We start from the raw sequence: 22,905 nt of genomic DNA on the forward strand, positions 1-22,905 counted from the left end.
GGTTTGGGGGCGGCTGGTGCCGCACCTGCTGAGATGTAACCTTTGGTTTACGACGCCGGACCGGCACCAACGCCGGCTTCCTCTGCCGTTGCTTCCTCTGCCGCGGGCTGTTCCGTTCCGGCGCCGGTGGCGCCGAGACCCTTGCGGTAGCGCCAGACGCCGACACCGACCACCACTGCGGCCAGTGCCAGTGAGAGCAGCAGGGACTCCCGGGTGGATTCCAGGATCACCATGCCGATCAGGAGTGCAATGATGCTGGCAATGGCTACCCAGGTCAGGTACGGGAAGAGCCACATCTTGAGGGCCAGGTCCTTGGCGGCGGCACCCATGCGCCGGCGGAGGATCAGCTGTGACGACGCGATGACCAGCCAGACGAACAGCGCAATAGCACCCGAGGTGTTCACGAGGAAAAGGAACACCGTGTCCGGCGCGATGTAGTTCAGGCCAACGGTGATGAAGCCCACCACGGTTGAGGCCAGCACGGCAGCGGCCGGCACGCCGCGCTTGGAAATTTTCGTCCATGCCCTCGGTGCGTCACCGCGGCGGGAAAGTGAGAAGAGCATGCGGCTGGCCGTGTAGAGCCCGGAGTTCAGGCAGGAGAGCACCGAAGTCAGCACCACGACGTCCATGATGGTGCCGGCGCCGGGAATCCCGAAGAGTTCGATCACTGCGACGTAGGGGCTCTTTGCCACGGAGGCGGAGTTCCACGGGAGGAGGGTGACCACAATGGCGATGGAGCCGATGTAGAACACCAGGATGCGCCACACGGTGGACTTCACGGCCTTCTTGACGGCGTCCACCGGATTCTCGGATTCGCCGGCAGCGATCGTGGCGATTTCAGCGCCGAAGAACGAGAACACCACCACCAGGATGCCGGCCAGGACCGCACCCGGGCCGTTGGGGAGGAAGCCGCCGTTATTGACCAGGTTGTCCAGTCCGGGGGCGGGAACTCCCGGGATGAGGCCCAGGATGGCGGCAACGCCGAAGAGCAGGAACAGCACGATCGCGGCCACCTTGATGGAGGCAAACCAGAATTCGAATTCTCCGTACGATTTCACCGATCCCAGATTGGTGAGCGTCAGCAGCACCATAAGCACCAGCGCCCATACCCATTGGTCGATGCCGGGAACCCAGCGGTGCATGATGGCGGCACCGGCCGTGGCTTCGATCCCGAGCACAATGATCCAGAACCACGCGTACAGCCAGCCGATGCTGAAGCCTGCCCACCGGCCCAGGGCCTTGTCTGCATAGGTGGAGAAGGATCCGGTTTCGGGGTTGGCTGCAGCCATTTCGCCGAGCATCCGCATCACCAGGATCACGACGATACCTGCGGCCATGTAGGCGAGCAGAATGCCGGGGCCGGCCTGCTGGATGGCAGCACCGGAACCCACAAAGAGTCCGGCTCCGATCACGCCGGCAATGGCGATCATGGAAAGGTGCCTTGGTTTCAGGGACTTGGAGAGCTGTTGGTCAGCGTGCATGGAAGCGCCGTCCTTCGTTGAGGGTGTGGGCCCCGGACGGACACGGATTCCGTGTGTCAGGCCACATTTCTTTTTCACCCTAGACCGGATGCCGGAGGACAGATCTTGTGCAGTCGAACATTTTGACGGCCCCCGAAAAGGAGCTTCCCACAATGCCGAGCATCAATGGGCAACAAAAGTGGCTTACCGAGCAACTTTGAAATGTGCTCGAAATCTACCTCTGAGTAGCTAATAGTCCGGATTGCTGGGCACTACCAACCCAGTCTCGTAGGCGTAAACCACGGCCTGCACCCTGTCCCGGAGATGCAGTTTGGCGAGGATGCGGCGCACGTGCGTTTTCACCGTGGCCTCGGACAGGAAGAACCTGTGGGCGATCTCGGCGTTGGACAGTCCCTCGGCCATGGCCCCCAGCATTTCCCTTTCGCGGGGCGTCAGGGCTTCCAGCAGGGGGTCCTTTTGCTGCTCTTCGCCATGCGGATTCCTGCCTTTGCCAACTGCCGGCACGGAGGCGGCCGTTCGGTGTCCGCCAGTCATAATGTCAGCCGTGGCCGCAGGGCGTCCGTTCACCGCAAAGTCTCCGGGGACGGCCGAGGGATGGTCTCCGCGGACATACGCTTCCAGCAGTCGGCGCGTGACGCGGGGGGCCACCACGGCATCTCCGCTCGCCACGACCCGCACCGCGCTAACCAGTTCAGCAGGGGCCACGTCTTTGAGCAGGAACGCGGAAGCGCCCGCCTGCAGGCCGGCGAAGGCGTATTCATCGAGGTCGAAGGTGGTCAGGATGATCACCTTCGCGGCGGACCCCGAGGAGGCCACCGCCCGGGTCGCTTCGATGCCGTCCAAGACCGGCATCCGAACATCCATGAGCACCACGTCGGGGTTCACCTCCCTGACCTGCCGGATTGCCTCCGCCCCATCGGAGGCTTCTCCCACCACCCGAAGGTCATCCTCACCCTCAAGGATCAGGCGGAAGCCCATCCTCAGCAGCGGCTGGTCATCCACCAGCAGGACTGTGATCGGTGCATTGCCATTCATGTTTTTCCTTGGTCCCCATTCCAATTCAACACTGCCCTGACGCGCCATCCGCCCCCGGCGGGGCGTCCGGCTTCCACCGTACCGCCGTAAATCCCGGCCCGCTCGCGCATGCCCGTCAGGCCCTGCCCCGACCCCAGGGGCCTGGCACCGCCGGCCGCTGCCACCGGCGCGGCGGCGGCCGCGTGACCCACGGTGCCTTTGCCGTCGTCGAGCACTTCAATGGTGACGGTACCGTCAGTGCGCGCCATATTCACATCCACCCGGCCAAGCGCCCGTCCGTAGCGGAGGACGTTGGTGAGTGACTCCTGCACAATCCGGTAGACGGTCAGTTGGAAGGCCGCGTCCTCAGGCAGGGCGGGTCCGGTGTGCGAGTAGTGCAGCGGCAGCCCCGCGGTGCGGAAGCCCTCCAAAAGTTTGGCCAGGCTGTTCCCTGCGCTCAGCGGCTGCCGGGGAGCCTGGCCTACCGGTGATTCGTCGCGCAGGACGCCCAGCACGCGACGCATGTCCGCCAGAGCGGTTCGTCCGGTCCGGGAAATTTCCGCCAGGACCTCGGCGGCGCGGTCCGGACTCTTCCTGACCACCACTGCCGCGCCGTCGGACAAGGTGAGCATCACCGTCAGGGAGTGCGCCACGACGTCGTGCATCTCCCTGGCGATCCGGTTGCGTTCGGTGACCGAGCCCAGTTCGGCGGTCCGGGCCGCCCACGCGGCGATTTCCTGTTCGTGTTCCTGCCGCTGCCGGACGGAGATGCCGATACCGGTGGCAATGATGTTGGACAGCGTGATGGTGATGCCGGCAACGATTCCAAACACCAGCTGCGAATTCTCGGGTGCCGCCGGTCCGCCGCTGGGAAGGGCACGTTCCAGCGGGCCGACGAGGGTCAGGAAATACAGCAGGGACAGCGGGGTGTTGGATAACGCCAGGGCGGTGATGGAGAACCTGCGGGGCCGCTGCACCGCCAGTGCATAGAGGGCAAACCACAGGCCCGCGGAAACATTGGAGCCCCAGGGGTGCAGGAGCGTGATGCCCACTTCCAGCACCGCCACGGCGGCAACAACGGCCACCGGACGGGTCCGGCGGAAAGAGAGCGCCGCGGCGACGGCGGCAAGCAGCGCGGTGGCTGCCCAGCCGCCGTCGAGCACGGCGTCCACCGCGGTGGGCGTGACCAGGAGCAGGTAGCACAGCACCACCACCGCATCCATCGCCCGGGGGTGCCGGTGGAGGTACCGGCGGAGCCGGCCCCGGCGGCGGTCGGCGAGTGCGGCAAAGGACACATCGACCTGGGTGAGGGCTGATGCGTCCTTTGCCGGCAGTACTTCATGCATGTGTTGAGCCTAGACGGCGGACCGGCCGCCCTGCCCGCTCAAACGTCCCGCTTCTTCAGCAGGACCATGGCGAGGACCGCCGGAACCACCACCCAGGCGCCGAGCACCAGGGCAGCCTGCCAGACCTCGAGGTTCCCGTCCACGTGTTCAACGGCGGTCAGCGGCGTCACGGTGTTGCCGGGAAGGTACTTGCGGGCTTCTTCGAAGAAGTCGCCGGGAATCAGCTGGAAGGCGATCGGGGCCACGAAGAACAGCCCCACGAGGCTCATGATCCCGCCCGCGGAATTGCGGATGATGCTGCCGAGCGACATGCCGATGGAGGCCACTGCGGCCACGTAGAGGCTGTTGACCACCAGCAGTTTGACGGACTGGGAGCTGGCCAGGTCCAGGCTCAGGCCGTAGTTGTCCAGGATCGGAACGGACACCAGGCCGGCGACGAGGGTGGAAACGCCGGTCAGGACGAAGGACACCACCACTACCACGAGGAACTTCGCCACGAAGGCCGGGATCCTCTTGGGCACGGCCGCGAACGTGGAACGCGCCATTCCGGTGGTGAATTCTGAGCTCATCAGCAGCACGCCCAGGGACCCGAGGATCAGCTGGGCAAAAGCGATACCGGAGGTGGGGGCACTCACCGCGATGTCACCGCCCTGGGCCGCCATCTGGGCTGCGGCCTCCGGGTCGGAGGCCATCTGCTCGCGGAACTGACCGGTGGACCACGCCGCCAGGGCCCCAAAGCCCACCATCACCAGCATGGTGGAGCCGAGCAGGATCAGCGTGGAGAGCAGCGTGCGGAACTTGATGAATTCCGAGTTCAGCACGCGCAGGAAAGTGGGACCGGGACCCGGGGAAACGGGACCGCCGGCTGAATGGGCGGCCTGCCCGGAGGGCGCGCCGGCCTGGGGTGCTGCGCCGCCCTGGGCCCTGCGGCCCGAAGGGTTGGGTTCCAAAGTAGTTGAGCTCATGGCTTATTTGCCTCCGGTCTGGGCGGGAACGGGGGCTCCCGTAGTAATGAGCGAGTGGTATTCGACCTCGTCCTTGGTCAGCTCCATGTAGGCCTCTTCCAGGCTGGCCTGGAGCGGGGTGAGTTCGTAGATCATGACGTGGTTCTCAAGGGCGGTCCGGGCGATCTGCCGCGGATCCAGTCCCTTGACCTCCAGCAGTTCGTGGTCCTGGGCCTCTATGGAAACTCCCGTTCCGGCAAGGAGGTGCATCAGCTGGTCCGGCTCGTCGGTGCGGACGCGGGTGCGGCTCGCGCCCTTCCCGGTGATGATGTCCTTGATGGGGGCGTCAGCGATGATTTTTCCGCGGCCGATCACAATCAGGTGGTCCGCCGTCACGGCCATTTCGCTCATGAGGTGGCTGGACAGGAAGACGGTCCGGCCCTCGGAGGCCAGGTACTTCACCAGGTTCCGGACCCACACCACGCCCTCCGGGTCCAGCCCGTTGACCGGCTCGTCCAGGATGATGGTCTGCGGATCCCCCAGTAGTGCCGCGGCAATACCCAGCCGCTGGCCCATGCCGAGCGAAAAGCCCTTGACCTTTTTCCTTGCGACGTCGGCCAGGCCGGTCATTTCGATGACCTCGCTGACACGCTTTTTGGGAATGCTGTGGGTGGCGGCCATGGCCAGCAGGTGGTTGTAGGCAGAACGGCCCGTGTGGACGGCCTTGGCGTCCAGCAGGGCGCCCACCTCACGCAACGGAGCCGCGTGCTTGGTGAAGGGGACACCGTTGACGGTGACGGAGCCCGACGTCGGCGTGTCCAGTCCCATGATCATCCTCATGGTGGTGGATTTGCCGGCTCCGTTGGGGCCGAGGAAGCCGGTGACCTGGCCGGCCTGGACAGTGAAATCCACTCCGCCCACGGCGGTTTTGTCGCCATAGACCTTGGACAGGCCTCTTGCTTCAATCATGGAAGCGTTCCTTTGCGTAGCTGCGGATGCGGTGACGGCTTCTGCATGCCGCAGATCCGTTCGTACCACCCACGCTACAGACGCAACGTTCCCATTTCGCCGGTCTCAGGGATGATTCAGGGTGGAATCAGGGTAGTCCCAAGGGATGACCACCAGGCGGCGGACAGTAGTAGGTGAGCGCTCCGGGCAACACGGAAAATTCGACGCGGCGCACACCCGGCAGGGCTTCACCGTCCACCGCCAGCGCCATGGGGGACTCTGCAGCGTCCACGGTTACCGTGGTCGATTCGCTCAGGTGGGTGATCCGTGACGTGGCCACGGTGCCAGTCAGCACGGACCAGAGCAGCCGTAGCCGCGCGAAGGACTCATCCGCGGTGATCATCCGCAGGTCCAGCACGCCGTCGTCCATCACCGGGCGCACCAGCGGTGCATGGTCGCGGGGGTAGTAGCGGCCGCGGCCAATGTAGAGGATCCACAGCTTGTGGCGGACGCCGTTCACAATCATGGTGGTGGGGGTGCCGGCCGCGAACGTCCTGAACATGGCAGCCACCCCGGCCAGCGGTTTTCCGAGGGCAGGCTGAAGCTGTTCGCGCCGCCGGACCAGGTTGGGATAGAGGCCGATGCTGGCCGTATTGAGCATGATCCGTTCCAGCTTTTCGGGGTTTCCGGCGAGGCCCCGTTCCACGTGGACATGCCCCACATCGGCCCGAGCGGCCGAACCGGAGGACGCCGCCTCCACGGCATCCTCAAGGGTGGAAGTTCCGGCGTCCCGGGCGAAGTGGTTCAGCGTTCCGCCGGGGAGCACCAGGAGGGGGAGGGACAGTTCGACGGCGGCCGCCGCGGCCGTACCCACGGTTCCGTCGCCGCCCCACACACCGAGCGCCTTGACTCCCTGGCCCTCGGCCGCAGCCCTGATCTCGGCGGCTACATCGCCATCCTCATCAATCTCGTGTATATGCGCTAAAGGGAATACATCCTGGAGAGCCTGGACGGTTTCCGGCGCATAGGAGCCGCCCAAGGTGTTGACGGCGATGCTCAGGCCTTCGCCGCCGGGCAGCTGTGCCGCCTGGACTGCGTCGCGGGTGGTCGCCGGGAAGGGCGGACGGACGGGCCACCACTTCCGGGTGATCATGGCTGCGCCGGCACCTAGGGCGGACCCGAACAACACATCCGTAGGCCAGTGGGCGCCGGTATGGACCCGGGAGTAGGCAACACCGGCGGCAAGGGGCGCCAGCGCGGCTCCGATGGCAGGCTGGACGAGGCCCACCCCCACGGCAAAGGCCGCCGCGGATGCCGAATGGCCGGACGGCATCGACGAGCTGGTGGGCTGCGGGTTGACGAACCTGAACACGGGAAGATGCTCCGGCAGCGGCCTGGCCCGCGGCAGCAGTGTTTTGAACACCACATTGGTGACCGCCGATGCCACGCCCTGGGCAATCAGCCCGTGCAGCGCCGCACGCCGGGGTTTGCCCGGGATGAGGGCCAGTCCTCCGGCCACCGCAAACCACAGCTTTCCATGGTTTGCCGCCGCCGAGAGCCGGCGGAACAGGACATCATGGTTTCCGCCGGGCAGGTTGGAGACGGCTTTGAGCAACGTCCGGTCCAGCCCGGCCAGCATGCCCGGGCCTTTCCTCAGCATCCTTCGCATTTCCCCACCCTACCTCCGGCGCTGCGGAACACCGGGTTGGCTGCAGGGGTGGCTGGGTTGGCTGCCGGGTGACTGCCCGGTGGCTGCGGCGGGTGCTACTCGTTGCGGAGCGGCGCACCGGGCAAGGGTTTCGCGGCGCCCGCGAGGAGGAGCGCCACAAGGATGGGCACCATGATGGCGAGCAGGGCGAGATGGATCCCGGTGAGGTCACCGAGGTAACCGAGGAGCGGCGGTCCGGCCAGGAAGGAGATGTAGCCCAGCGTGGACACCACGGACACCCGGGCAGCAGCCTTCTTGGGGTCGTCCGCCGCGGCGGACATGCCCATCGGGAAGGCCAGCGCCGCCCCGATTCCCCACAGTGCCGCGCCCGCCGTCGCGAGCCACACATTGCCTGCCAGGACGAAGAGGCCAAGTCCCGCGGCTGCCGCGGCCATACTGGCCCGCAATACGGCAACACGGCCATATTTGTCGATCACGAACCCGCCGCAGAACCGCATCGCCGTCATGGCCAGGACAAAGACTGCGAACATCAGCGCGCCGGTGGATTCGCTGGTGCCGAGACCGTCCACGGATGCTTTGGCGATCCAGTCGTTCCCGGCCCCTTCGGTGAGGGTGGCACCGAGGACCACAACGCCGATCAGCAGTGTGCGGCTGTCCCGCCAGGCAGAGTCACCCTTCGGCGTTGCGGCTTCCCCGTCGGAAGGGATCTCGGCGGCGATGTGCGGCAGGAAGTAGCGGGGAGCCACCATGGTGAGCACCGCAACGACGGCGGCGATGACCAGCAGGTGGGCAGGCAGCCCCACTCCCATGCCGGAGAGGCCGGCGCCGATCAGGGCTCCCACAAAGGCGCCGCCGCTGAACGCGGCGTGAAACTGCGGCATGATGGTGCGCTTAAGCCGGTGTTCGACGTCGGCCCCTTCAATGTTCTGCGAAACGTCCCACAGTCCCACGCCAATTCCGAAGAAGAACAAGGCGACGGCGGTGCCGGGCACTGACTCGGCGAGCAGCGAAAGGGCGATGCCCACCCCGGCCAGCGCTGCCAGCAGCCCGCTGGCGCGGACGGCATTGGCCGTACCGATCCGCCCCACCACCCACCCTGCCGTGGGAAGGGCGATCAGCGAACCGACCGCAGTGCAGAGCAGCAGCGTTCCCATTTGTCCGGAGGTCACGTGCAGGATTTCGGTGACGGCGGGGATGCGTGCGGCCCAGCTGGCAAACACGAGTCCGTTGATCCCGAAAACGAGGAACGTGGCGGCGGCCGCGGCGTTCAGCTTTTGGGTGGTGACGGCGATGCTCATACGTTCACTACTTTCACTGAGTGTTTTCCAAGTTGTGTGAGTTCCTGCGGGCTGAACACCCGGTCCGTGACGATGACGTCTACGGTTTCCAGCGCGGCCACGAGCGCCACCGCGGCGGCATTCCATTTGGAGCCTGCGCAGGCGGCGATCACCCGTCCGGCGGATTCGAGGCCGGCGCGTTTGACGGCGGCATCGTCGAGGTCGTGGGCCAGCAGTCCGTCTTTGAGGTTTACTGCGCAGGGCGTCACCACTGCGGTGTCAAAACGCAGGGAGCGGATGTTGGCCTCCGCCAGCGGGCCCCGGAAGCACAGCTCGCCGGGGATCAGGCTTCCGCCCGGTACCAGGAGGGCGGGGCGGTGCCCGGCCTGGCCCTCCGCTGTTAATGCGTTGAGGGCGGGCAAAGACATGGGCATCAGCGTCAGTTCACGTTGCCGCAGGTGACGGGCGATTCCGGTGGCGGTGGTTCCGCTGTCGAGCCACACGTGTTCCCGGTCCTGGAGGAGACCCGCCACGCCGGCGGCGATCCGGGCTTTGGCGTCCTGTTCTTCCAGGTCCCGCTGCCCGTAGCCGGGATTTTCGCCGCGGAGCACCAGGCTCTTCGCCCCGCCGTGCACCCGCCGGAGTACGCCGTGGACTGCAAGGACATCCAGGTCGCGGCGGATGGTGGCGCCGGACGCGCCGCACTCGGCCATCAGCTCGTCCACGGTCACCTCTTCACGGCTCCGCAGCAGTTCACCGATCAACCGGTGCCGCTCTTCAGTCCTCATGTACAAATGCTAACCGGAAATGATCATTTAATCAGAATCCATGAGCGTATGGACTCAAGCGGATCCAACGCTCTCTCACCTTTCGCACCCAAACCACCAACGCTCTCTCACAGGGTGAAAGAGCGTTGGTGGAAAACCCGCAGGAAGTGAGAGAGCGCCCGGCTTACCGGGTGACTTCCTCCAGCAACTCCAGCACGTGCCGGTACTGGGCGCCCGTGGCGCGCGTCATGCCCAGCTCGCAGGTGCGGTTGCACGAGGCGTGGGCGGCTGCATCCATCTCCGCCACCTCCGCAGCCTGCCTGGCCGTCGCCGACTCCGTCAGTTCGGGGTGCAGCATGCCCCGGTCCCCCGCGAACGCGCAGCAGCCCCAGTTTTCCGGGATCTCAACGCGGTCGGCCACTGCTCCGGCAACGGCGCCCAGGGCATCGTTGAGGCCCATCCGGGTGGACGAACAGGTGGGGTGCAGTGCCAGGGACTCCAGCTTCCCGTGGTCCGGCAGCCGCGGCAGGATCTGTTCCGCGGCGAAGTCGACGGCGTCCACCATGCGCAGCTCACGTTGGCCCGGCGCGGGCGTGTCCGATTCGACGGCCTGCCGCAGCCCTTCGGTGCACGAGGACGCGTCGCAGACGATGGGAAGTTCACCGTCCCGGGTGGCTTCCCTGAGGGCGGCCAGGGTCTTTTCCCGCATCGTTGCCTGGCCTGCGGACATGCCCTTCGAGGACCAGGGGGTGCCGCAGCAGAGCCCGTCGATGCCTTCCGGGACGAGGAGGGTGAGCCCGGCGCGGTCGCACAGCTGTTCAAAGCTGTACTGGACACCGCGTCCTTCGGTGCCGTGTTCCCCGGTGTAGGGGCCCGCGCCGGCGGGTCCGAACATGGTCCCCACGCACGCCGGGAAGTAGACCGCGTCAACGTCACCTGCCGGCGTCGGGCGCTTCCGCGCAGAACCGCCGCCGGGCAGTTCGGCGGAGTACAGCGGCACGGTGTCCTTCCCGAGGACGGCCCGGGCCGCCTTGTTGGGCGGCGTGATGGCGGCTGCCGGGAGCTTGTCCACCACCGTCAACGCCAGCGAGGCCCCGCGCGTCACGCCTTCCCAGTGCTTGGCCGCGGCGTTCCACGCACCGTTGGCGAGCGGACCGGCGTCGGCCTTCCGCATGCGTTTCACGAGCGATCCCGTGTTGATGTCCACCGGGCAGGCAGTCTGGCACATCCCGTCCACGGCGCAGGTGTCCACGGATTCGTAGTCGTAGTCCTTTTCCAGTTCCCGCACCAGTGCCGTATCCCCGGCCAGCCTGGCTGATTCGATGGCGCGCAGTGTCACGATCCGCTGGCGCGGCGTGAGCGTGATGTCCTTGCTGGGGCACACCGGCTCGCAGTAGCCGCACGAGACGCAGCGGTCCACTTCCTCGGCCACGGGCGGCGCCGTTTTGATGTGCCGGAGGTGAGCCAGCGGATCCTCGTCCATCAGCACGCCCGGGTTGAGCATCGCGGCGGGGTCGAAGAGGCGCTTGATGGTTCGCATGACCTCGTACAGCTCATCGCCGTACTGCCGGCGCACGAAGGGAGCCATCACACGCCCTGTCCCGTGCTCGGCCTTCAGCGATCCACCCTCGGCCAGCACCAGCTCCACCATGTCCTCCGTGAACGCGCTGTAGCGGTCCAGTTCGGCCGGGCTGGCGAAGCCGTCGGTCAGCATGAAGTGGACGTTGCCGTCCTTGGCGTGGCCGAAGATCACGCTGTTGCTGTAGCTGTATTTGTCGAAGAGCCGGATCAGCTCACGGCACGTCCTGCCCAGCACCGGAACCGGAACCACGATGTCCTCCAGCAAAGCGGTGGTGCCCTGGGGGCGGGCGCCGGCCACGGAGGCGTAGAGTCCCTTGCGCAACTGCCAGAGCTGCCCGCGTTCCCGCGCGTCTCCGGTGAACCGGGCCGGGGCGGACAGCCCCAGCGCCGGGAGGACGCCTTCGCCGTTGAGCTGCAGTTCCGCGAGGTCACCGGCACTGCCGGCGGAGTACTCCACGAGCAGGGCGGCATGCTCCCGGACTGCCAGGTCATGCACGACGGCGGGCGTCCCCTTCAGGGACTGCCCCACCTTCAGGGACAACGCATCCATGAGCTCGATGGTCGCGGCGCCCGTTTCGACGAGGGCCGGCAGCGCAGCGTTGGCGGCCTCAAGGTCGGGGAACACGAGCAGGCCGGCGGCGGCGTGCTGGAGCCGCGGAATAGTGCGGAAGACAGCCTCTGCCACAAAGCCCAGGGTGCCTTCGCTGCCGACGATCAGGTGGGCCATGATGTCCACCGGGGACTGGAAGTCCAGCAGGGAGTTGAGGCCGTAACCCATGGTGTTCTTCATGGAGAACTGCTGCCGGATTTTGCGCACGGAGTCCGCGTTGTTCCGTACCCGCCCGGCCAGCCGGGCCAGGCCTGCGTAGATCTCCGGTTCCAGGGCGCGGAGCTTCCGGTCCGCGTCCGGCGCTCCGGTGTCGATCACGGTGCCGGAGGGCAGCACCACGGTGAGGGATTCCAGGGTGCGGTAGGTGTTGTCCACGGTGCCGCAGTTCATCCCGGAGGAGTTGTTGGCCACCACGCCGCCGACGGTGCACGCCGCCTCGCTGGCCGGATCCGGGCCGAACTTCCGGCCGTAGCGGGCGAGCCTCGCATTGAGCGCCCGCACGGTGACGCCGGGCTGAACGCGGACGCGCGCGCCGCCGTCGAGCACTTCAATCTCCCGGAAGTTGCGGCGGACATCCACCAGCACGCCGTCGGTGACCGCCTGGCCGCTCAGGCTGGTGCCGCCGGAGCGGAAGGTCAGCGGCACGCCCTGGGCGGCACTGGCCCGCAGCAGCCCGCCCACTTCCGCTGCACTCCCCGCCGTCACCACGGCCTGCGGTATCAAGAGGAAATGCGAAGCGTCATGGGCGTTCGCGTGCAGGTCGATGGCGCGGGTCCTCACCTGCGCGGGATCCTTCACCGCCGCACGGAGGCCGGCCGTGTCCAGCGGCGCCATCAGGGGACCATCCAGCCGAGTACGGGGGTGGACTGGAGGAAGATCAGCACGGTGATGAGCGCCAGCAGGCCCAGGCTCCAGCCCAGGAGCTTCCGGAAGAGGGTCCCCTCGGCGCCGTCAAGGCCTACGGCGGCCGAGGCCACGGCGAGGTTCTGCAGCGAAAGCATCTTGCCCATCACACCGGCGGAGGAGTTGGAGGCGGCCATCAGCACCGGTGAAAGGCCGGTCTGCGCGGCCGCGGTGGCCTGCATCTGGCCGAACAGCGAGTTGGAGGACGTGTCCGAGCCGGTGAGGGCCACACCAATCCATCCGATCAGCGGTGAAAGGATGGCGAAGAAGCCGCCCGCGGAGGCCAGCGCGAAGCCGAGGGTGGTGGTCTGGCCGGACAGGTTCATTACGAAGGAGAGCCCCAGGACGGCGGTGACGGTGACAATCGTCCAACGCAGCTGGACCACGGTGTCCCGGTAGATCCGCAGGCCCTGTGATGCAGTGATTTTGTACAGCGCCATGGTCAGCAGGCCGGAGAACATGAGCAGGGTGCCGGTCGCCTTGAGGTGGTCCAGCTTGAATTTGGTGGCTGCGACCGGCCTGCCGGCGGAATCGGTGATGTCCAGGCCGGGCCAGGCGAACGTCACGCTGCCCACCTGGCTGAGCCAGGTCTTGACGGCCGGAATCTGTGCCACCGAGAACACCGCGATGATGATCAGGTAGGGAGCGATCGCCATCCAGATCTTCCGCGGTTCGGGCCGCGAGTTGTCGGCGGGCACCGCGGTACCCCGGTCGGGCGCAGGAGCCGCCTGTTCGGCGCCGGTCACGGAACCGGCGGCGGTCATGGAACCGGCACCGGGGCGGCCGTCGCGTGCGGCGGTGCCGGCCACAACGACGGCGGCAGCGGCGTGCGCAGCTTCCGGTGCGGCGTCGACGGTGCCGCCCATTCCGACGGTTTCTTTCGGCTGCCAGACCTTCAGCATCAGCAGCACGGCGGCAACAGTCACGACGGCGGCGACAACGTCAGTGAGTTCCACGGCGAAGTAGTTGGAGGTCACGAACTGGGCCGCTCCGAAGGCGACGCCTGCCACCAGGGCCACGGGCCAGGTCTGCTTCACGCCGCGCCGGCCGTCAACGATGAACACCAGCAGCAGCGGCACGATCAGTGCAATGAACGGCGTCTGGCGTCCGGCCATCGAGGACAGGTCGTGCAGCGGTAGGCCCGTCACACCGTTCAGGGCGATGATGGGCGCAGCCATGGCGCCGAAAGCCACGGGAGCGGTGTTGGCCAGCAGCGAGACAACGGCCGACTTCAGCGGCTTCATGCCGGCTGCCATCAGCATGGCCGCGGAGATCGCCACGGGTGCGCCGAATCCAGCGAGGGATTCCAGCAGCGCGCCAAAGCAGAAGGCGATCAGGATGGACAGGATGCGGAGGTCGTTGGAGATGGAGCGGATGGTCCGACCCAGCACTTCGAACCACGGGGTGGCCACGGTGAGCCGGTAAATCCACAGCGCGTTGACCAGGATCCAGAGGATCGGGAACAAGCCGTAGAAGATGCCGGCCGCGGTGGCGCTCAGGGCCTGGTTGACCGGCATCTGCCAGCCGACGATGGCTAGCACCAGGGACAAAGCAAGGCTGGCGAGGGCGGCCTTGGGTGCCTTGACCTTGAAGACACCCAGGAGGACGAAGAGCAGGACGAGGGGAAGCGCAGCGCAAAGGGCTGAAATCACTAGGGACCCGGCAATGGGGTCGAGGATCTGCTGAAACATGTGTCTCCAGATTTGTGTTAGGCGTCACAACACCGTGGCGCCCTTCGATTGTCTAACAAGTACACATGCTGGTCAAGAGAGTCTTGTTGACTTGTCTGGCAAGATTGAGGTGAATCAAGAAACTCTTGGCGGGAATGGAGCTTCGGTGGCCGGGCGAATCACAGCAGTTTCGATCGTGGACGCGATCGCCGCGGATCTGCGGGCGCGGATTTTCTCCGGTGATCTCGGTTCCGGCCATACGCTCACCGAAACAGACGTGGCCTCCACCTACGAGGTGGCGCGTCCCACGGCGAAGGCGTCCATTGAGAAGCTTGTGGCCGAAGGTCTGCTGGACCGCGGGACGCACAAGACCGCCCGCGTGGTGGAACTCGGACCGGATTCCGTGCGGGACATCTATCTGGCCCGCGCCTATTTGGAAAGCGAAGTGCTCCGGCGGCTCGCGCGCACCAAGGACGTGCCGGAAGGGGCCGTGCAGGCCAACCGGGACATTGCTGCACTGCAGACCGGAGCCCCGCTCGACGTCATCGAACCTGACATGCGGTTCCACACCAGCCTGATCGACGCCGTCGGCAACGAACGCATCAGCAGGATGTACCGCTCGCTCGTGGGCGAGGTGAAGCTGTGCATGGTCCGCATCCAGTCCCTGCACCTCCTGGACACTGCGCTGATCCAGGCAGAACACCAGAGAATCCTCGAACTGATCGAGGCTGGCCAGGGGGACGCCGCCGCCGAACTGCTCGACGAGCACCTGGGTCGCGCGCGGGAACGGCTGGTCTCCGCCATGGGGGGAACTGCCGGACCGGAAGCCGACCTTCCCTCGGATCTGCTGCCCGAGTAGCCCGTCCCGCGGCTACCGGACGCGTTCCACGCGCTTCTCGTCCCAGACCGGCTCGGCGGATTCGTACACCTTGCCGTCGGAGCCGAACACCAGGAAGCGGTCGAACGTCCGGGCGAACCAGCGGTCGTGCGTCACGGCCAGGACCGTTCCTTCGAAGTGGTCGATCGCCCGTTCCAGGGCCTCGGCCGAGTGCAGGTCCAGGTTGTCCGTGGGCTCGTCGAGGAGCAGGAGGGTTGCCCCGGAAAGCTGCAGCAGCAGGATCTGGAACCGCGCCTGCTGGCCGCCGGACAGGGATTCGTACTTCTGCTCCGACTGTGACGCCAGGCCGTATCCGTCCAGGGCACCGGCTGCAGCCTCGCGGCCCAGCCCCGAGCGGTGTTCGTCGCCGCGGTGCAGGATCTCGAGCAGCGTCTTGCCCAGAAGGTCGGGCCGGACGTGCGTCTGCGCGAAGAAGCCGGGACGGATGCGGGCGCCAAGTTTCACGGTGCCTTCGTGCGGCACTTCGGCGATGTCGACGTCGGACACCGGCAGGTGTTCCCGCTCGGGATCTGTTCCGCCGGTGGCGAGCAGGCGCAGGAAGTGGCTCTTGCCGGAGCCGTTGGAACCCAGTACGCCCACGCGGTCGCCGAACCACACCTCGGTGGAAAACGGCTTCATCAGCCCGGTCAGTTCCAGCCTTTCGGCCACAATCGCACGCTTGGCGGTGCGGCCGCCCTTGAGCCGCATCTGCACGTTCTGCTCGATCGGCAGGGCCTCGGGCGGGCCTGCTTCGAGGAACTTCGCCAGCCTGGTCTGGGCGGCGTGGTACCGGTTGGCCATGTCGGAGCGGAACGCGGCCTTGTTCTTGTACATGTTGACGAGTTCCTTGAGCTTCACGTGCTCCTCGTCCCAGCGTTTGCGCAGCTCCTCGAAGCGGGCGTTGCGGTCAGCGCGGGCCTCGACGTAGGAGCCGAAGCCGCCGCCGTGGACCCAGGCCCCTGCCCCGTTGATGCCGGGTTCAAGCGTCACGATACGGCTCGCGGCGTTGTTGAGGAGTTCGCGGTCGTGGCTGATGAAGAACACAGTCTTCTTCGACTCGTTGAGCTTGGCCTCGAGCCAGCGCTTGCCCGGGACGTCAAGGTAGTTGTCCGGTTCGTCGAGGAGCAGCAGTTCGTCCGGGCCGGCAAAGAGTGCCTCCAGCACCAGCCGCTTCTGCTCGCCGCCGGACAGGCTCGACGCCGGGCGGTGCTGCGCGCGGTCGAACGGGAGCCCCAGCGCGGCCATGCAGACCTCGTCCCAGACGGTTTCGACGTCGTACCCGCCGGCGTCTCCCCAGTCCACGATGGCCTGGGCGTACTGCATCTGGGTGGGCTCGTCGTCGTGCTCCATCATGGCCAGCTCGGCTTCGTCGACGGCTCGGGCGGCGGCGGCCAGGGCGGGCGGCGCAGCGGAGACCAGCAGGTCGCGGACCGTGGATTCGTCCCGGACCTGACCCACGAACTGGCGCATGATGCCCATGTTGCCGGACCGGCCGATCACGCCTTCATCCGGGACCAGGTCGCCGGAGATGATGCGGAAGAGCGTCGTCTTTCCCGTTCCGTTGGGTCCGATCAGCGCCGTCTTGGTGCCGTCCGGGACCTTGAAGGTCACCCCGTTGAGCAGCTGCGTGCCGTCGGAGAGGAAGTAGTCGATGCCGGAAACGTCAATATGAGCCACGCGTTCAATCTTCCCATGCCTGCGTGGGGGCTAGGCGGGGCGGCAGCCTCCGTTGGCATCCTGGTAGGTGTCCAGCCGGTGGATAAAGGCGGCCATGGCCTCACGCGTGATGGCGTCCAGGGGCCGGTACGTTCCGTCACCCCAGCCCTTGGAGACTCCCGAATAGTTGGTCCAGGCGATCTCGCCGTAGAAAGGCGCCGGAACAGGAACGTCCTTGAACGGCGCGACCGGCGGCTCCGAATAGCCCAGGGTGGCAGGCAGCCGGCAGTATTCGCCGCTGTACCTGTAGATGAAGGCGGCCATGGCCTCACGGCTCATCGATGCTCCCGGCCGGAAAGTGCCGTCCTCCCAGCCGTTGGCCAGCCCTTCCGCCTCGAGCCATGCGATCTGCTTGTAGAACAGGCTTCCGGTGGGGACGTCAACGAACGGTGACTTAGCCGGCGGAGTGTAGGCGGGGCTCCCCGCGAGCCGGTACATGAAGGCAGCCATGGCCTCGCGGCTGATTGCCTGGTACGGCCGGTAGGTTCCGTCGCCCCAGCCGGTGCTCAATCCGGTGTCGTACATCCAGATGATGTCCGAACGGAAGCCGGATCCGCTGATGTCGGTGAAGGGCTCGGGGGCCGTGATGGTGACACCTGCCGCGTCCCCGGACACGTAATCGATCCTGACCCTGGTGCCGGCGTGGGTCACGAATGTGCTTCCGGCCTGCCAGGCGTGGTTCGTCGCGTAGTAGCCGTCGAAGGGAATGGTGGACGGCATGAGCAGCAATGAGGAGACTGCTGTGGCGCCGCCGCGCTGGACGATCTTGACGCCCTTGTTGCCGTTCACGGCGAGCCGGGCGTCATAGCCCACGGGCAGCCGGAGCTCCATGAAATAGACCTCCCCGCTTTTGGGGTCCGTGAATTTCAACGCGCGATTGGCTTCGGTTCCTGCCCAGGCCTTGAGGGTGTAGCTCTTGCTTCCGGCGGCAATCCCCGTGTTGCGTATTTCGTCACCGCGGCCGAACCCTCCGGCCTCCCAGTGGCTGGAGCTGATGGTAGGCAGCTCGAACCAGCGCGAGGCGCCCATGAGGTCCATGGTGTCGCCGTACTCCCGCACGGAGCAGGAGCTGTCCATGTAGTTTCCGTTGATATCGGATCCGACGTCCGCCTTGCCGCTCAGGCACTGCAGGCTGTCAGCGTGCATCAGGCCCAGGACGTGTCCGAACTCGTGGGCCACCACGTTGTTGGTGAAGTTGCTCGGCAGGGGCATCAGTATGCGCCCGCCCTGGTTTCCGGCGCTCCATCCCGCTCCCAGTGCCCCCCACGACAGTTCCGTCATGGGCACGAACACTACGAGCGCTTTGTAGGGCGCATTGACCCAGCCCAGCTCGCGCGTCACGGTGTCCATGATCTCGTAATAGGTCTGGGTGGACTTTGCCGCCGATGGAACACCGGTCCGGGTGGTCGCCACGGACATCGAGAGCCGGTTGTTGGACATGGTCTTCCAGAAAGCACTGGATGCACTGATTCCGGCTTTTGCGGCATTCAAGTCAATGGCCGCCGTCTGCTCCGCCGATTTGTCAGCAAGCTTTACGGTCACCAGGGTCACCTGGATGTCTCCGGCCCGGGTCAGGCTGCTGGCGGCCCCCTGCGGGGTCTCCGCCTCCCGGATGGCCCTGAGGGCTTCGGGCTCGAAGGTGTGGTCCGAGTGCGGTGTCCCCTCCGCAGTCGAGGAGACGGGAGGCACTGCCGGGTCGGACGGGGCCGCCTGCGCCGGAACGGCAAGGACGTTGATCGAGGCCATCGAAAGAAGCAGGGCCGATAGGACGGCGGCCGTCCGGTGAATGAGCTGCATCGGGCGTCAGTGCTTCTTTCAGTGTTCAGAAATCAGGTGCAGTAAGCCGCCACGGGGCGAGCCCTCCCAGAATATGGTTCGCTTGCGTACTTTCCCGGTGCACTCGCCAAAAACTGACGGAATCCTGCGCCGAACCTGCGCTAACGCCGGGTTAACCGGCGGCGACGAGGAAGTCCTTGAGCAAAGGACCGGATGTCGTCGCTCCCAGGCCGCCTTCTTCGACGAAGACCGCCACGGCCAGATCGCCGTGCACCGCCACGATCCAGGCGTGCGTCTTGGGCGGGTTCTCATTTCCGAATTCCGCCGTGCCCGTTTTGGCTCCCACGGGTTCCCCCGGCACGGAGGCCAGGAATCCGGCGTGGCCCGAGGTGACCACGGCGCGCATCATGTCGGCCAGCGCGGCCGCTTCCGCCGCCGTGACCGGCTTCTCGGCGGCCTTGGCCGGAGCAGGAGCCGTGGAGGACGACGACGATGTCCCGTCCGCCGTCGGCGTTCCGGACCCTTCGGGGGCTGCTGTGCCGGAGCCGGCTTCCGCGTTCAGGACGAGGACGGGTGACACGGGGGAGCCCTTGGCCACAGAGCCGGCCATGACGGCAGCAGCCAGCGGCGAAAGCAGCACCTTGCCCTGGCCGATCATGGAAGCGGCATGCTCGGTGCCCTCCGCCTCGCCGGGGACCGAGCCGAGGAAGGCGGCTGCCCCCAGCCCGGGCGCCTCAACGGCAACACCAAGCGAGGTGGCCGCGGATTCAAGCTGCGCCTGGCTGACGGAGTCGCGGGCCGCAATGAAGGCCGTGTTGCAGGAGTGCGCGAACGCGTCCCGCAGGGTGACGGATCCCAGGGAGCTTTCCGGATAGCCCTCCGCGTTCTTGAACGTCCGGCCGTCCACCGTGAGCGTCGGCGTGCATTCAACTTTGGAGTCCGGGGTCAGGCCGTTGCGGATCATTGCCAGGGAATCAACCATCTTGAACGTTGAGCCGGGGGCGTACTGGCCGAGCAGGGCGGTGTTGTAGCCGTTGCTGCCGGGTCCCGAAGCTGCTGCCAGGACAGCGCCGCTGGAGGGGCGCAGGGCCACGATGGCGGACGCCGGCCCGACCTCGGCCAGGACGTCCTCGGCGAGCTGCTGCAGGCGCGGGTCCAAGGTGGTTTTCACCGGCGTTCCCTGTTTCATGTCAACCTGGAACAGGGTCCTGCGGCCATTGTTGGGCAGCGCTTGTTTCTCCTCGGCCGAGAGCCCTGCCTTTTCGGCATAGACCTGGATTCCGTCAGTGCCGCGGAGCTGTGCATCATATTGCTGCTGAAGCCCACCCGTTCCGGTGGTGTCCCCGGCCTTGAGCGTCCCGCCGGATTTTTCGATCTGTTCGGCATTCGCCTCGGCGGCCGTCCCCAGGAGGGCGCGGGCGAAGGTGCGGGTCGGCGCCAGGGGCAGGAGGCCGGCGATGGACCGGGCGCCGGGGATCTGGCCAATTTGTTCGTCGGTAATGGTCCGGCCGTCCTGGCGCAGGGTGATGGCGGTGACGAATGCCTCGGGACCGGCTGCCTGTACCTGCTGCGTGTACGCGGCCGGGTCCACGCCCACCAGCTGGGCGAGTTTGGCGGCGGATGCGGCGGGGTCGGCTGAACCCAGCTTGGGCTTGTCGATGCCAACGTTCACCACCGGCCGGTAAGTGACAAGCTTGGCGTCGCCGGCGCCCAGGATATCCGCACGCTGGGGCGCCTGGGCGCCCGCGCCAATGACTTCGCCTTCTGCCAGTTCGGGCACCAGCAGGGCAGGCTTCCACACTGTCAGCCATTTGTCGCCGGACTTCTTCAGTTCGGCTGTCGCGGTGTACTTCCACTCTCCGGAGCCGATCTTCCAGGTGTAATTCAGCGGGACCGTCGCGGTGTCCTTCTCCAACGTCAGCTCTCCGGATTCCACGGCCGGTTTGGCGGGATCCAGAGCCTGGAAGACTTCTTTCAGCTGTTCGTTGGCGGCTGCGGACTCCTTGCCCTCAAAGGCGACGGAGCCTACGTCCAGCGCAGCCATGGCAGAAGCGAGCTTTTTCGCTGCGTCCTGCGCACCGGCACGGCCGTCGTCGCAAGCCACCAGCGATCCGCCAACTATGAGTCCCACAAGGGCAAGCGAAAGTTTCTGAAAGTTCCCCATCGCGCCATTATGCCCGCAAGCCCGGACAATGTTCTTGTCACATGGCGCCGGCCCGCAGTCAGGGGCGGATGATCCGGCGCTGCGTGGCCACGGAAATCGCCGCGGTGCGGTTGTCCACGCCGAGTTTTCCGTAAATGTGCACCAGGTGGGTCTTGACGGTGGCCTCGGAGATGAAAAGCTGCCGGGCGATGGCACGGTTCGGCAGTCCGGTGGCGAGCAGCTGCAGCAGTTGGATTTCCCTGGCGGACAGTGCGGGTTCAGGGTTCCGGATCCTGCCCATCAGCCGGGCGGCCACCTCGGGAGCCAGCGCCGTCCCGCCGGCCGCTGCGGAGAGGACGGCCTGGCGGATGTGCTCGGGCGGGGCATCCTTCAGCATGTAACCGCTGGCGCCGGCTTCGACGGCGGCCAGGATATCGGCGTCGGAATCATAGGTGGTGAGGATCAGCACCGGCGGTGCAGGCGTGCCGGCCTCGCCGGCCTTGATCTTTTGCGTGGCCGTGACACCGTCCATGCCCGCGCCCATTTGCAGGTCCATCAGGACAACGTCCACTGGCTCGCCCAGGGCGCGGAGCCTGGCCAGCTGGGCGAGGGCGGCAGCACCGTCGCCTGCTTCGGCGGCCACTGTGATGCCTTCGAAGTCGCTCAGCATGGCTCGGAGCCCGGCGCGCACCACCGGATGGTCGTCCACCAGCAGGATCCGGATGCCGCTCATGGCCGATCCCCGCCGGCTGGTTTCCCGTGTGCCGGTTCCGCCGTTGCCGATGTGTCCACGAGCGGGAGCCGGATGGCCACCACTGTTCCCTCGCCCGGGGCGGACTCGATGTCGAGGGTGCCGGCCAGCGCCGCCACCCTCTCCCGGAGCGACCGCAGGCCGTATCCGGAACCGTCCTGCGGCTGTGGTTTGTCCGGCCCGACCCCGGATCCAGCCGCTTCCGGGCGGAACCCGACGCCGTCGTCGTAAATGTCCATGGCCACTTCGGCACCCAGAAAGGACAGGGTCACGACGGCGGTGCTTGCCTTTGCGTGGACCCACACGTTCGCAAGGCTCGCCTGCGCCGCACGGAGGAGGGTGGTGGAGTACGGGTTGGGCAGCTCCACGGGCGTGCCTTCGAGGTCGAAGCGGCACCTAAGGCCCGCCCCGCGTGCCGCCGCCTCGGCCTCGGTCTTTTCGCAGAGCCGGCGCAGGCTCCCCGCCAGGGACATCTGCTCAAGCGCCGGTGACTGCAGGCCGCGGACAAAGTTGCGCGCCTCGGCGAGGTTGGCGGACGCTGTCTCCTGCACCGTGCGGAGCCGTTCGCGGGCTGTGGCGGTGTCGCCGTCGTCGAGCGCCTTTTCAGCCGATCGGCCCATCAGCACAATGCTCGAGAAGCCCTGGGCCAGGGTGTCGTGTATTTCGCGGGCCAGCCGTGCGCGCTCGGTGAGGGTACCGGCGTCGTGCTGGCTGCGGGCCAGTTCGCCACGCGTCCGTCGCAACTCCTCGGCCGCGAGTCGCTGGTTCTCCGCTTCAAGGTACAGCGCCCGGTACGCGAGGCCGGTGATCACGGCGAATGCGGCACCGAACACGGGCCCCAGCACCATCGGCAGCTCCAGGGCAGGCCCGGCTGCGCCCCTGTTGTGGAACCAGAGCGCCACCACCACCAGCACCGTGGACACCGCAATGACCGGGAGGGCCACGCGCCGCCGCAGTACGTGGAGCTGCAGGAAGAAGAGTGGAAAGGCCAGCCAGACGAAATCCGCGCTGGACCAGATGAGCACCAGCCACAGGGCGGAGACTGCCCCGAGCCACCACGGTGCATACCGCCGCGGATCAAAGCGGTTCGCATCCGTGGAGTGGCGTTTCTCCAGGACCGTGCCGACGAGGTAGACGGCGGCGAGCACCACGGCAAGGACCAGGGTAAACCAGCCGGACAGCTCCGGACCGGACATCAGCACGCGCGCCATGGCCACCAGAAGCAGGACGGCGAAGCCCACGTGGAGGCTGATTCTCAGGAGCCGCAGGATTATCGCGGAACCGCTGGGTTCGCCCTGGATCACCACGTGCCTCGCATCAATCCAGCGTATCCTCCGCGACTCCCGTTTCACGGTGAAATCGGGCCCGGCTCCCGGAGATCAACCATTTGGTTGAGCCGCTGCTCCACCCGCTGCCTCCTGATGGCCAATCG

The 22,905-nt window shown here is 66.6% G+C and carries 16 protein-coding genes; 1 reads left to right on the top strand and 15 read right to left on the bottom strand.

All coding sequences use genetic code 11. The annotated features are described in order from the left end of the window. Positions 1 to 47: 47 nt before the first annotated feature. From BS38_RS0116775 to BS38_RS0116820, 10 genes are all read right to left on the bottom strand, one after another. Positions 48 to 1,481, bottom strand: coding sequence for an amino acid permease (locus tag BS38_RS0116775; protein WP_028271847.1), 1,434 nt, complete (start codon positions 1,479 to 1,481; stop codon positions 48 to 50). Between the two features lie 228 nt (positions 1,482 to 1,709). Next, a complete protein-coding gene (locus BS38_RS0116780) occupies positions 1,710 to 2,516 on the bottom strand; it encodes a response regulator (protein WP_028271848.1) in 807 nt (268 codons plus the stop codon). Further along, positions 2,513 to 3,841 carry a sensor histidine kinase gene (locus BS38_RS0116785; RefSeq protein ID WP_028271849.1) on the bottom strand — a complete coding sequence of 443 codons (1,329 nt, stop codon included), beginning with the start codon at positions 3,839 to 3,841 and terminating at the stop codon, positions 2,513 to 2,515. Before BS38_RS0116785 ends, BS38_RS0116780 begins: the two co-directional genes overlap by 4 nt. A 38-nt stretch (positions 3,842 to 3,879) precedes the next feature. Continuing rightward, positions 3,880 to 4,806, bottom strand: a complete 927-nt coding sequence (locus tag BS38_RS0116790; RefSeq protein ID WP_028271850.1) for an ABC transporter permease — start codon at positions 4,804 to 4,806, stop codon at positions 3,880 to 3,882. Between the two features lie 3 nt (positions 4,807 to 4,809). Further along, positions 4,810 to 5,754 carry an ABC transporter ATP-binding protein gene (locus BS38_RS0116795; protein WP_028271851.1) on the bottom strand — a complete coding sequence of 315 codons (945 nt, stop codon included), beginning with the start codon at positions 5,752 to 5,754 and terminating at the stop codon, positions 4,810 to 4,812. A gap of 127 nt (positions 5,755 to 5,881) precedes the next feature. Continuing rightward, a complete protein-coding gene (locus BS38_RS0116800) occupies positions 5,882 to 7,402 on the bottom strand; it encodes a bifunctional phosphatase PAP2/diacylglycerol kinase family protein (protein WP_028271852.1) in 1,521 nt (506 codons plus the stop codon). A 95-nt stretch (positions 7,403 to 7,497) separates the two neighbouring features. Further along, on the bottom strand, positions 7,498 to 8,700 hold the full coding sequence (locus tag BS38_RS0116805) for an MFS transporter (protein ID WP_028271853.1): 1,203 nt from the start codon (positions 8,698 to 8,700) through the stop codon (positions 7,498 to 7,500). After that, complete coding sequence (locus tag BS38_RS0116810) at positions 8,697 to 9,467, bottom strand: DeoR/GlpR family DNA-binding transcription regulator (protein ID WP_028271854.1); 771 nt, start codon at positions 9,465 to 9,467, stop codon at positions 8,697 to 8,699. The genes BS38_RS0116805 and BS38_RS0116810 overlap by 4 nt, the downstream gene beginning before the upstream one ends. Positions 9,468 to 9,630: 163 nt before the next feature. After that, a complete protein-coding gene (locus tag BS38_RS0116815) occupies positions 9,631 to 12,471 on the bottom strand; it encodes an FAD-binding and (Fe-S)-binding domain-containing protein (protein ID WP_028271855.1) in 2,841 nt (946 codons plus the stop codon). After that, on the bottom strand, positions 12,471 to 14,231 hold the full coding sequence (locus tag BS38_RS0116820; RefSeq protein ID WP_028271856.1) for an L-lactate permease: 1,761 nt from the start codon (positions 14,229 to 14,231) through the stop codon (positions 12,471 to 12,473). Before BS38_RS0116820 ends, BS38_RS0116815 begins: the two co-directional genes overlap by 1 nt. Before the next feature lie 145 nt (positions 14,232 to 14,376). Between BS38_RS0116820 and BS38_RS0116825 the strand changes: the two genes are divergently transcribed. Beyond that, positions 14,377 to 15,069 carry a GntR family transcriptional regulator gene (locus BS38_RS0116825; RefSeq protein WP_028271857.1) on the top strand — a complete coding sequence of 231 codons (693 nt, stop codon included), beginning with the start codon at positions 14,377 to 14,379 and terminating at the stop codon, positions 15,067 to 15,069. A gap of 12 nt (positions 15,070 to 15,081) precedes the next feature. Here BS38_RS0116825 and BS38_RS0116830 read toward each other — a convergent pair whose 3' ends face one another. From BS38_RS0116830 to BS38_RS0116850, 5 genes are all read right to left on the bottom strand, one after another. After that, positions 15,082 to 16,764, bottom strand: a complete 1,683-nt coding sequence (locus tag BS38_RS0116830; protein WP_028271858.1) for an ABC-F family ATP-binding cassette domain-containing protein — start codon at positions 16,762 to 16,764, stop codon at positions 15,082 to 15,084. A 30-nt stretch (positions 16,765 to 16,794) separates the two neighbouring features. Then, complete coding sequence (locus tag BS38_RS0116835; RefSeq protein WP_028271859.1) at positions 16,795 to 18,600, bottom strand: S-layer homology domain-containing protein; 1,806 nt, start codon at positions 18,598 to 18,600, stop codon at positions 16,795 to 16,797. A gap of 151 nt (positions 18,601 to 18,751) precedes the next feature. Then, positions 18,752 to 20,743, bottom strand: a complete 1,992-nt coding sequence (locus BS38_RS0116840; RefSeq protein WP_028271860.1) for a penicillin-binding transpeptidase domain-containing protein — start codon at positions 20,741 to 20,743, stop codon at positions 18,752 to 18,754. A gap of 58 nt (positions 20,744 to 20,801) precedes the next feature. Then, positions 20,802 to 21,455 (bottom strand): response regulator, encoded by a 654-nt coding sequence (locus BS38_RS0116845; RefSeq protein ID WP_028271861.1) that lies wholly within the window; start codon positions 21,453 to 21,455, stop codon positions 20,802 to 20,804. Beyond that, on the bottom strand, positions 21,452 to 22,777 hold the full coding sequence (locus BS38_RS0116850; protein ID WP_028271862.1) for a sensor histidine kinase: 1,326 nt from the start codon (positions 22,775 to 22,777) through the stop codon (positions 21,452 to 21,454). The genes BS38_RS0116845 and BS38_RS0116850 overlap by 4 nt, the downstream gene beginning before the upstream one ends. Between the last annotated feature and the right edge of the window lie 128 nt (positions 22,778 to 22,905).

Origin of the sequence: Arthrobacter sp. UNC362MFTsu5.1 (assembly GCF_000685965.1) — a bacterium.
Taxonomy (GTDB): Bacteria; Actinomycetota; Actinomycetes; order Actinomycetales; family Micrococcaceae; genus Arthrobacter.

What these genes read in the sequence shown, in the direction of transcription:
- BS38_RS0116775 (WP_028271847.1), bottom strand. Translation starts at nt 1,481, where the DNA reads ATGCACGCTGACCAACAGCTCTCCAAGTCCCTGAAACCAAGGCACCTT.
- BS38_RS0116780 (WP_028271848.1), bottom strand. Translation starts at nt 2,516, where the DNA reads ATGAATGGCAATGCACCGATCACAGTCCTGCTGGTGGATGACCAGCCG.
- BS38_RS0116785 (WP_028271849.1), bottom strand. Translation starts at nt 3,841, where the DNA reads ATGCATGAAGTACTGCCGGCAAAGGACGCATCAGCCCTCACCCAGGTC.
- BS38_RS0116790 (WP_028271850.1), bottom strand. Translation starts at nt 4,806, where the DNA reads ATGAGCTCAACTACTTTGGAACCCAACCCTTCGGGCCGCAGGGCCCAG.
- BS38_RS0116795 (WP_028271851.1), bottom strand. Translation starts at nt 5,754, where the DNA reads ATGATTGAAGCAAGAGGCCTGTCCAAGGTCTATGGCGACAAAACCGCC.
- BS38_RS0116800 (WP_028271852.1), bottom strand. Translation starts at nt 7,402, where the DNA reads ATGCGAAGGATGCTGAGGAAAGGCCCGGGCATGCTGGCCGGGCTGGAC.
- BS38_RS0116805 (WP_028271853.1), bottom strand. Translation starts at nt 8,700, where the DNA reads ATGAGCATCGCCGTCACCACCCAAAAGCTGAACGCCGCGGCCGCCGCC.
- BS38_RS0116810 (WP_028271854.1), bottom strand. Translation starts at nt 9,467, where the DNA reads ATGAGGACTGAAGAGCGGCACCGGTTGATCGGTGAACTGCTGCGGAGC.
- BS38_RS0116815 (WP_028271855.1), bottom strand. Translation starts at nt 12,471, where the DNA reads ATGGCGCCGCTGGACACGGCCGGCCTCCGTGCGGCGGTGAAGGATCCC.
- BS38_RS0116820 (WP_028271856.1), bottom strand. Translation starts at nt 14,231, where the DNA reads ATGTTTCAGCAGATCCTCGACCCCATTGCCGGGTCCCTAGTGATTTCA.
- BS38_RS0116835 (WP_028271859.1), bottom strand. Translation starts at nt 18,600, where the DNA reads ATGCAGCTCATTCACCGGACGGCCGCCGTCCTATCGGCCCTGCTTCTT.
- BS38_RS0116840 (WP_028271860.1), bottom strand. Translation starts at nt 20,743, where the DNA reads ATGGGGAACTTTCAGAAACTTTCGCTTGCCCTTGTGGGACTCATAGTT.
- BS38_RS0116845 (WP_028271861.1), bottom strand. Translation starts at nt 21,455, where the DNA reads ATGAGCGGCATCCGGATCCTGCTGGTGGACGACCATCCGGTGGTGCGC.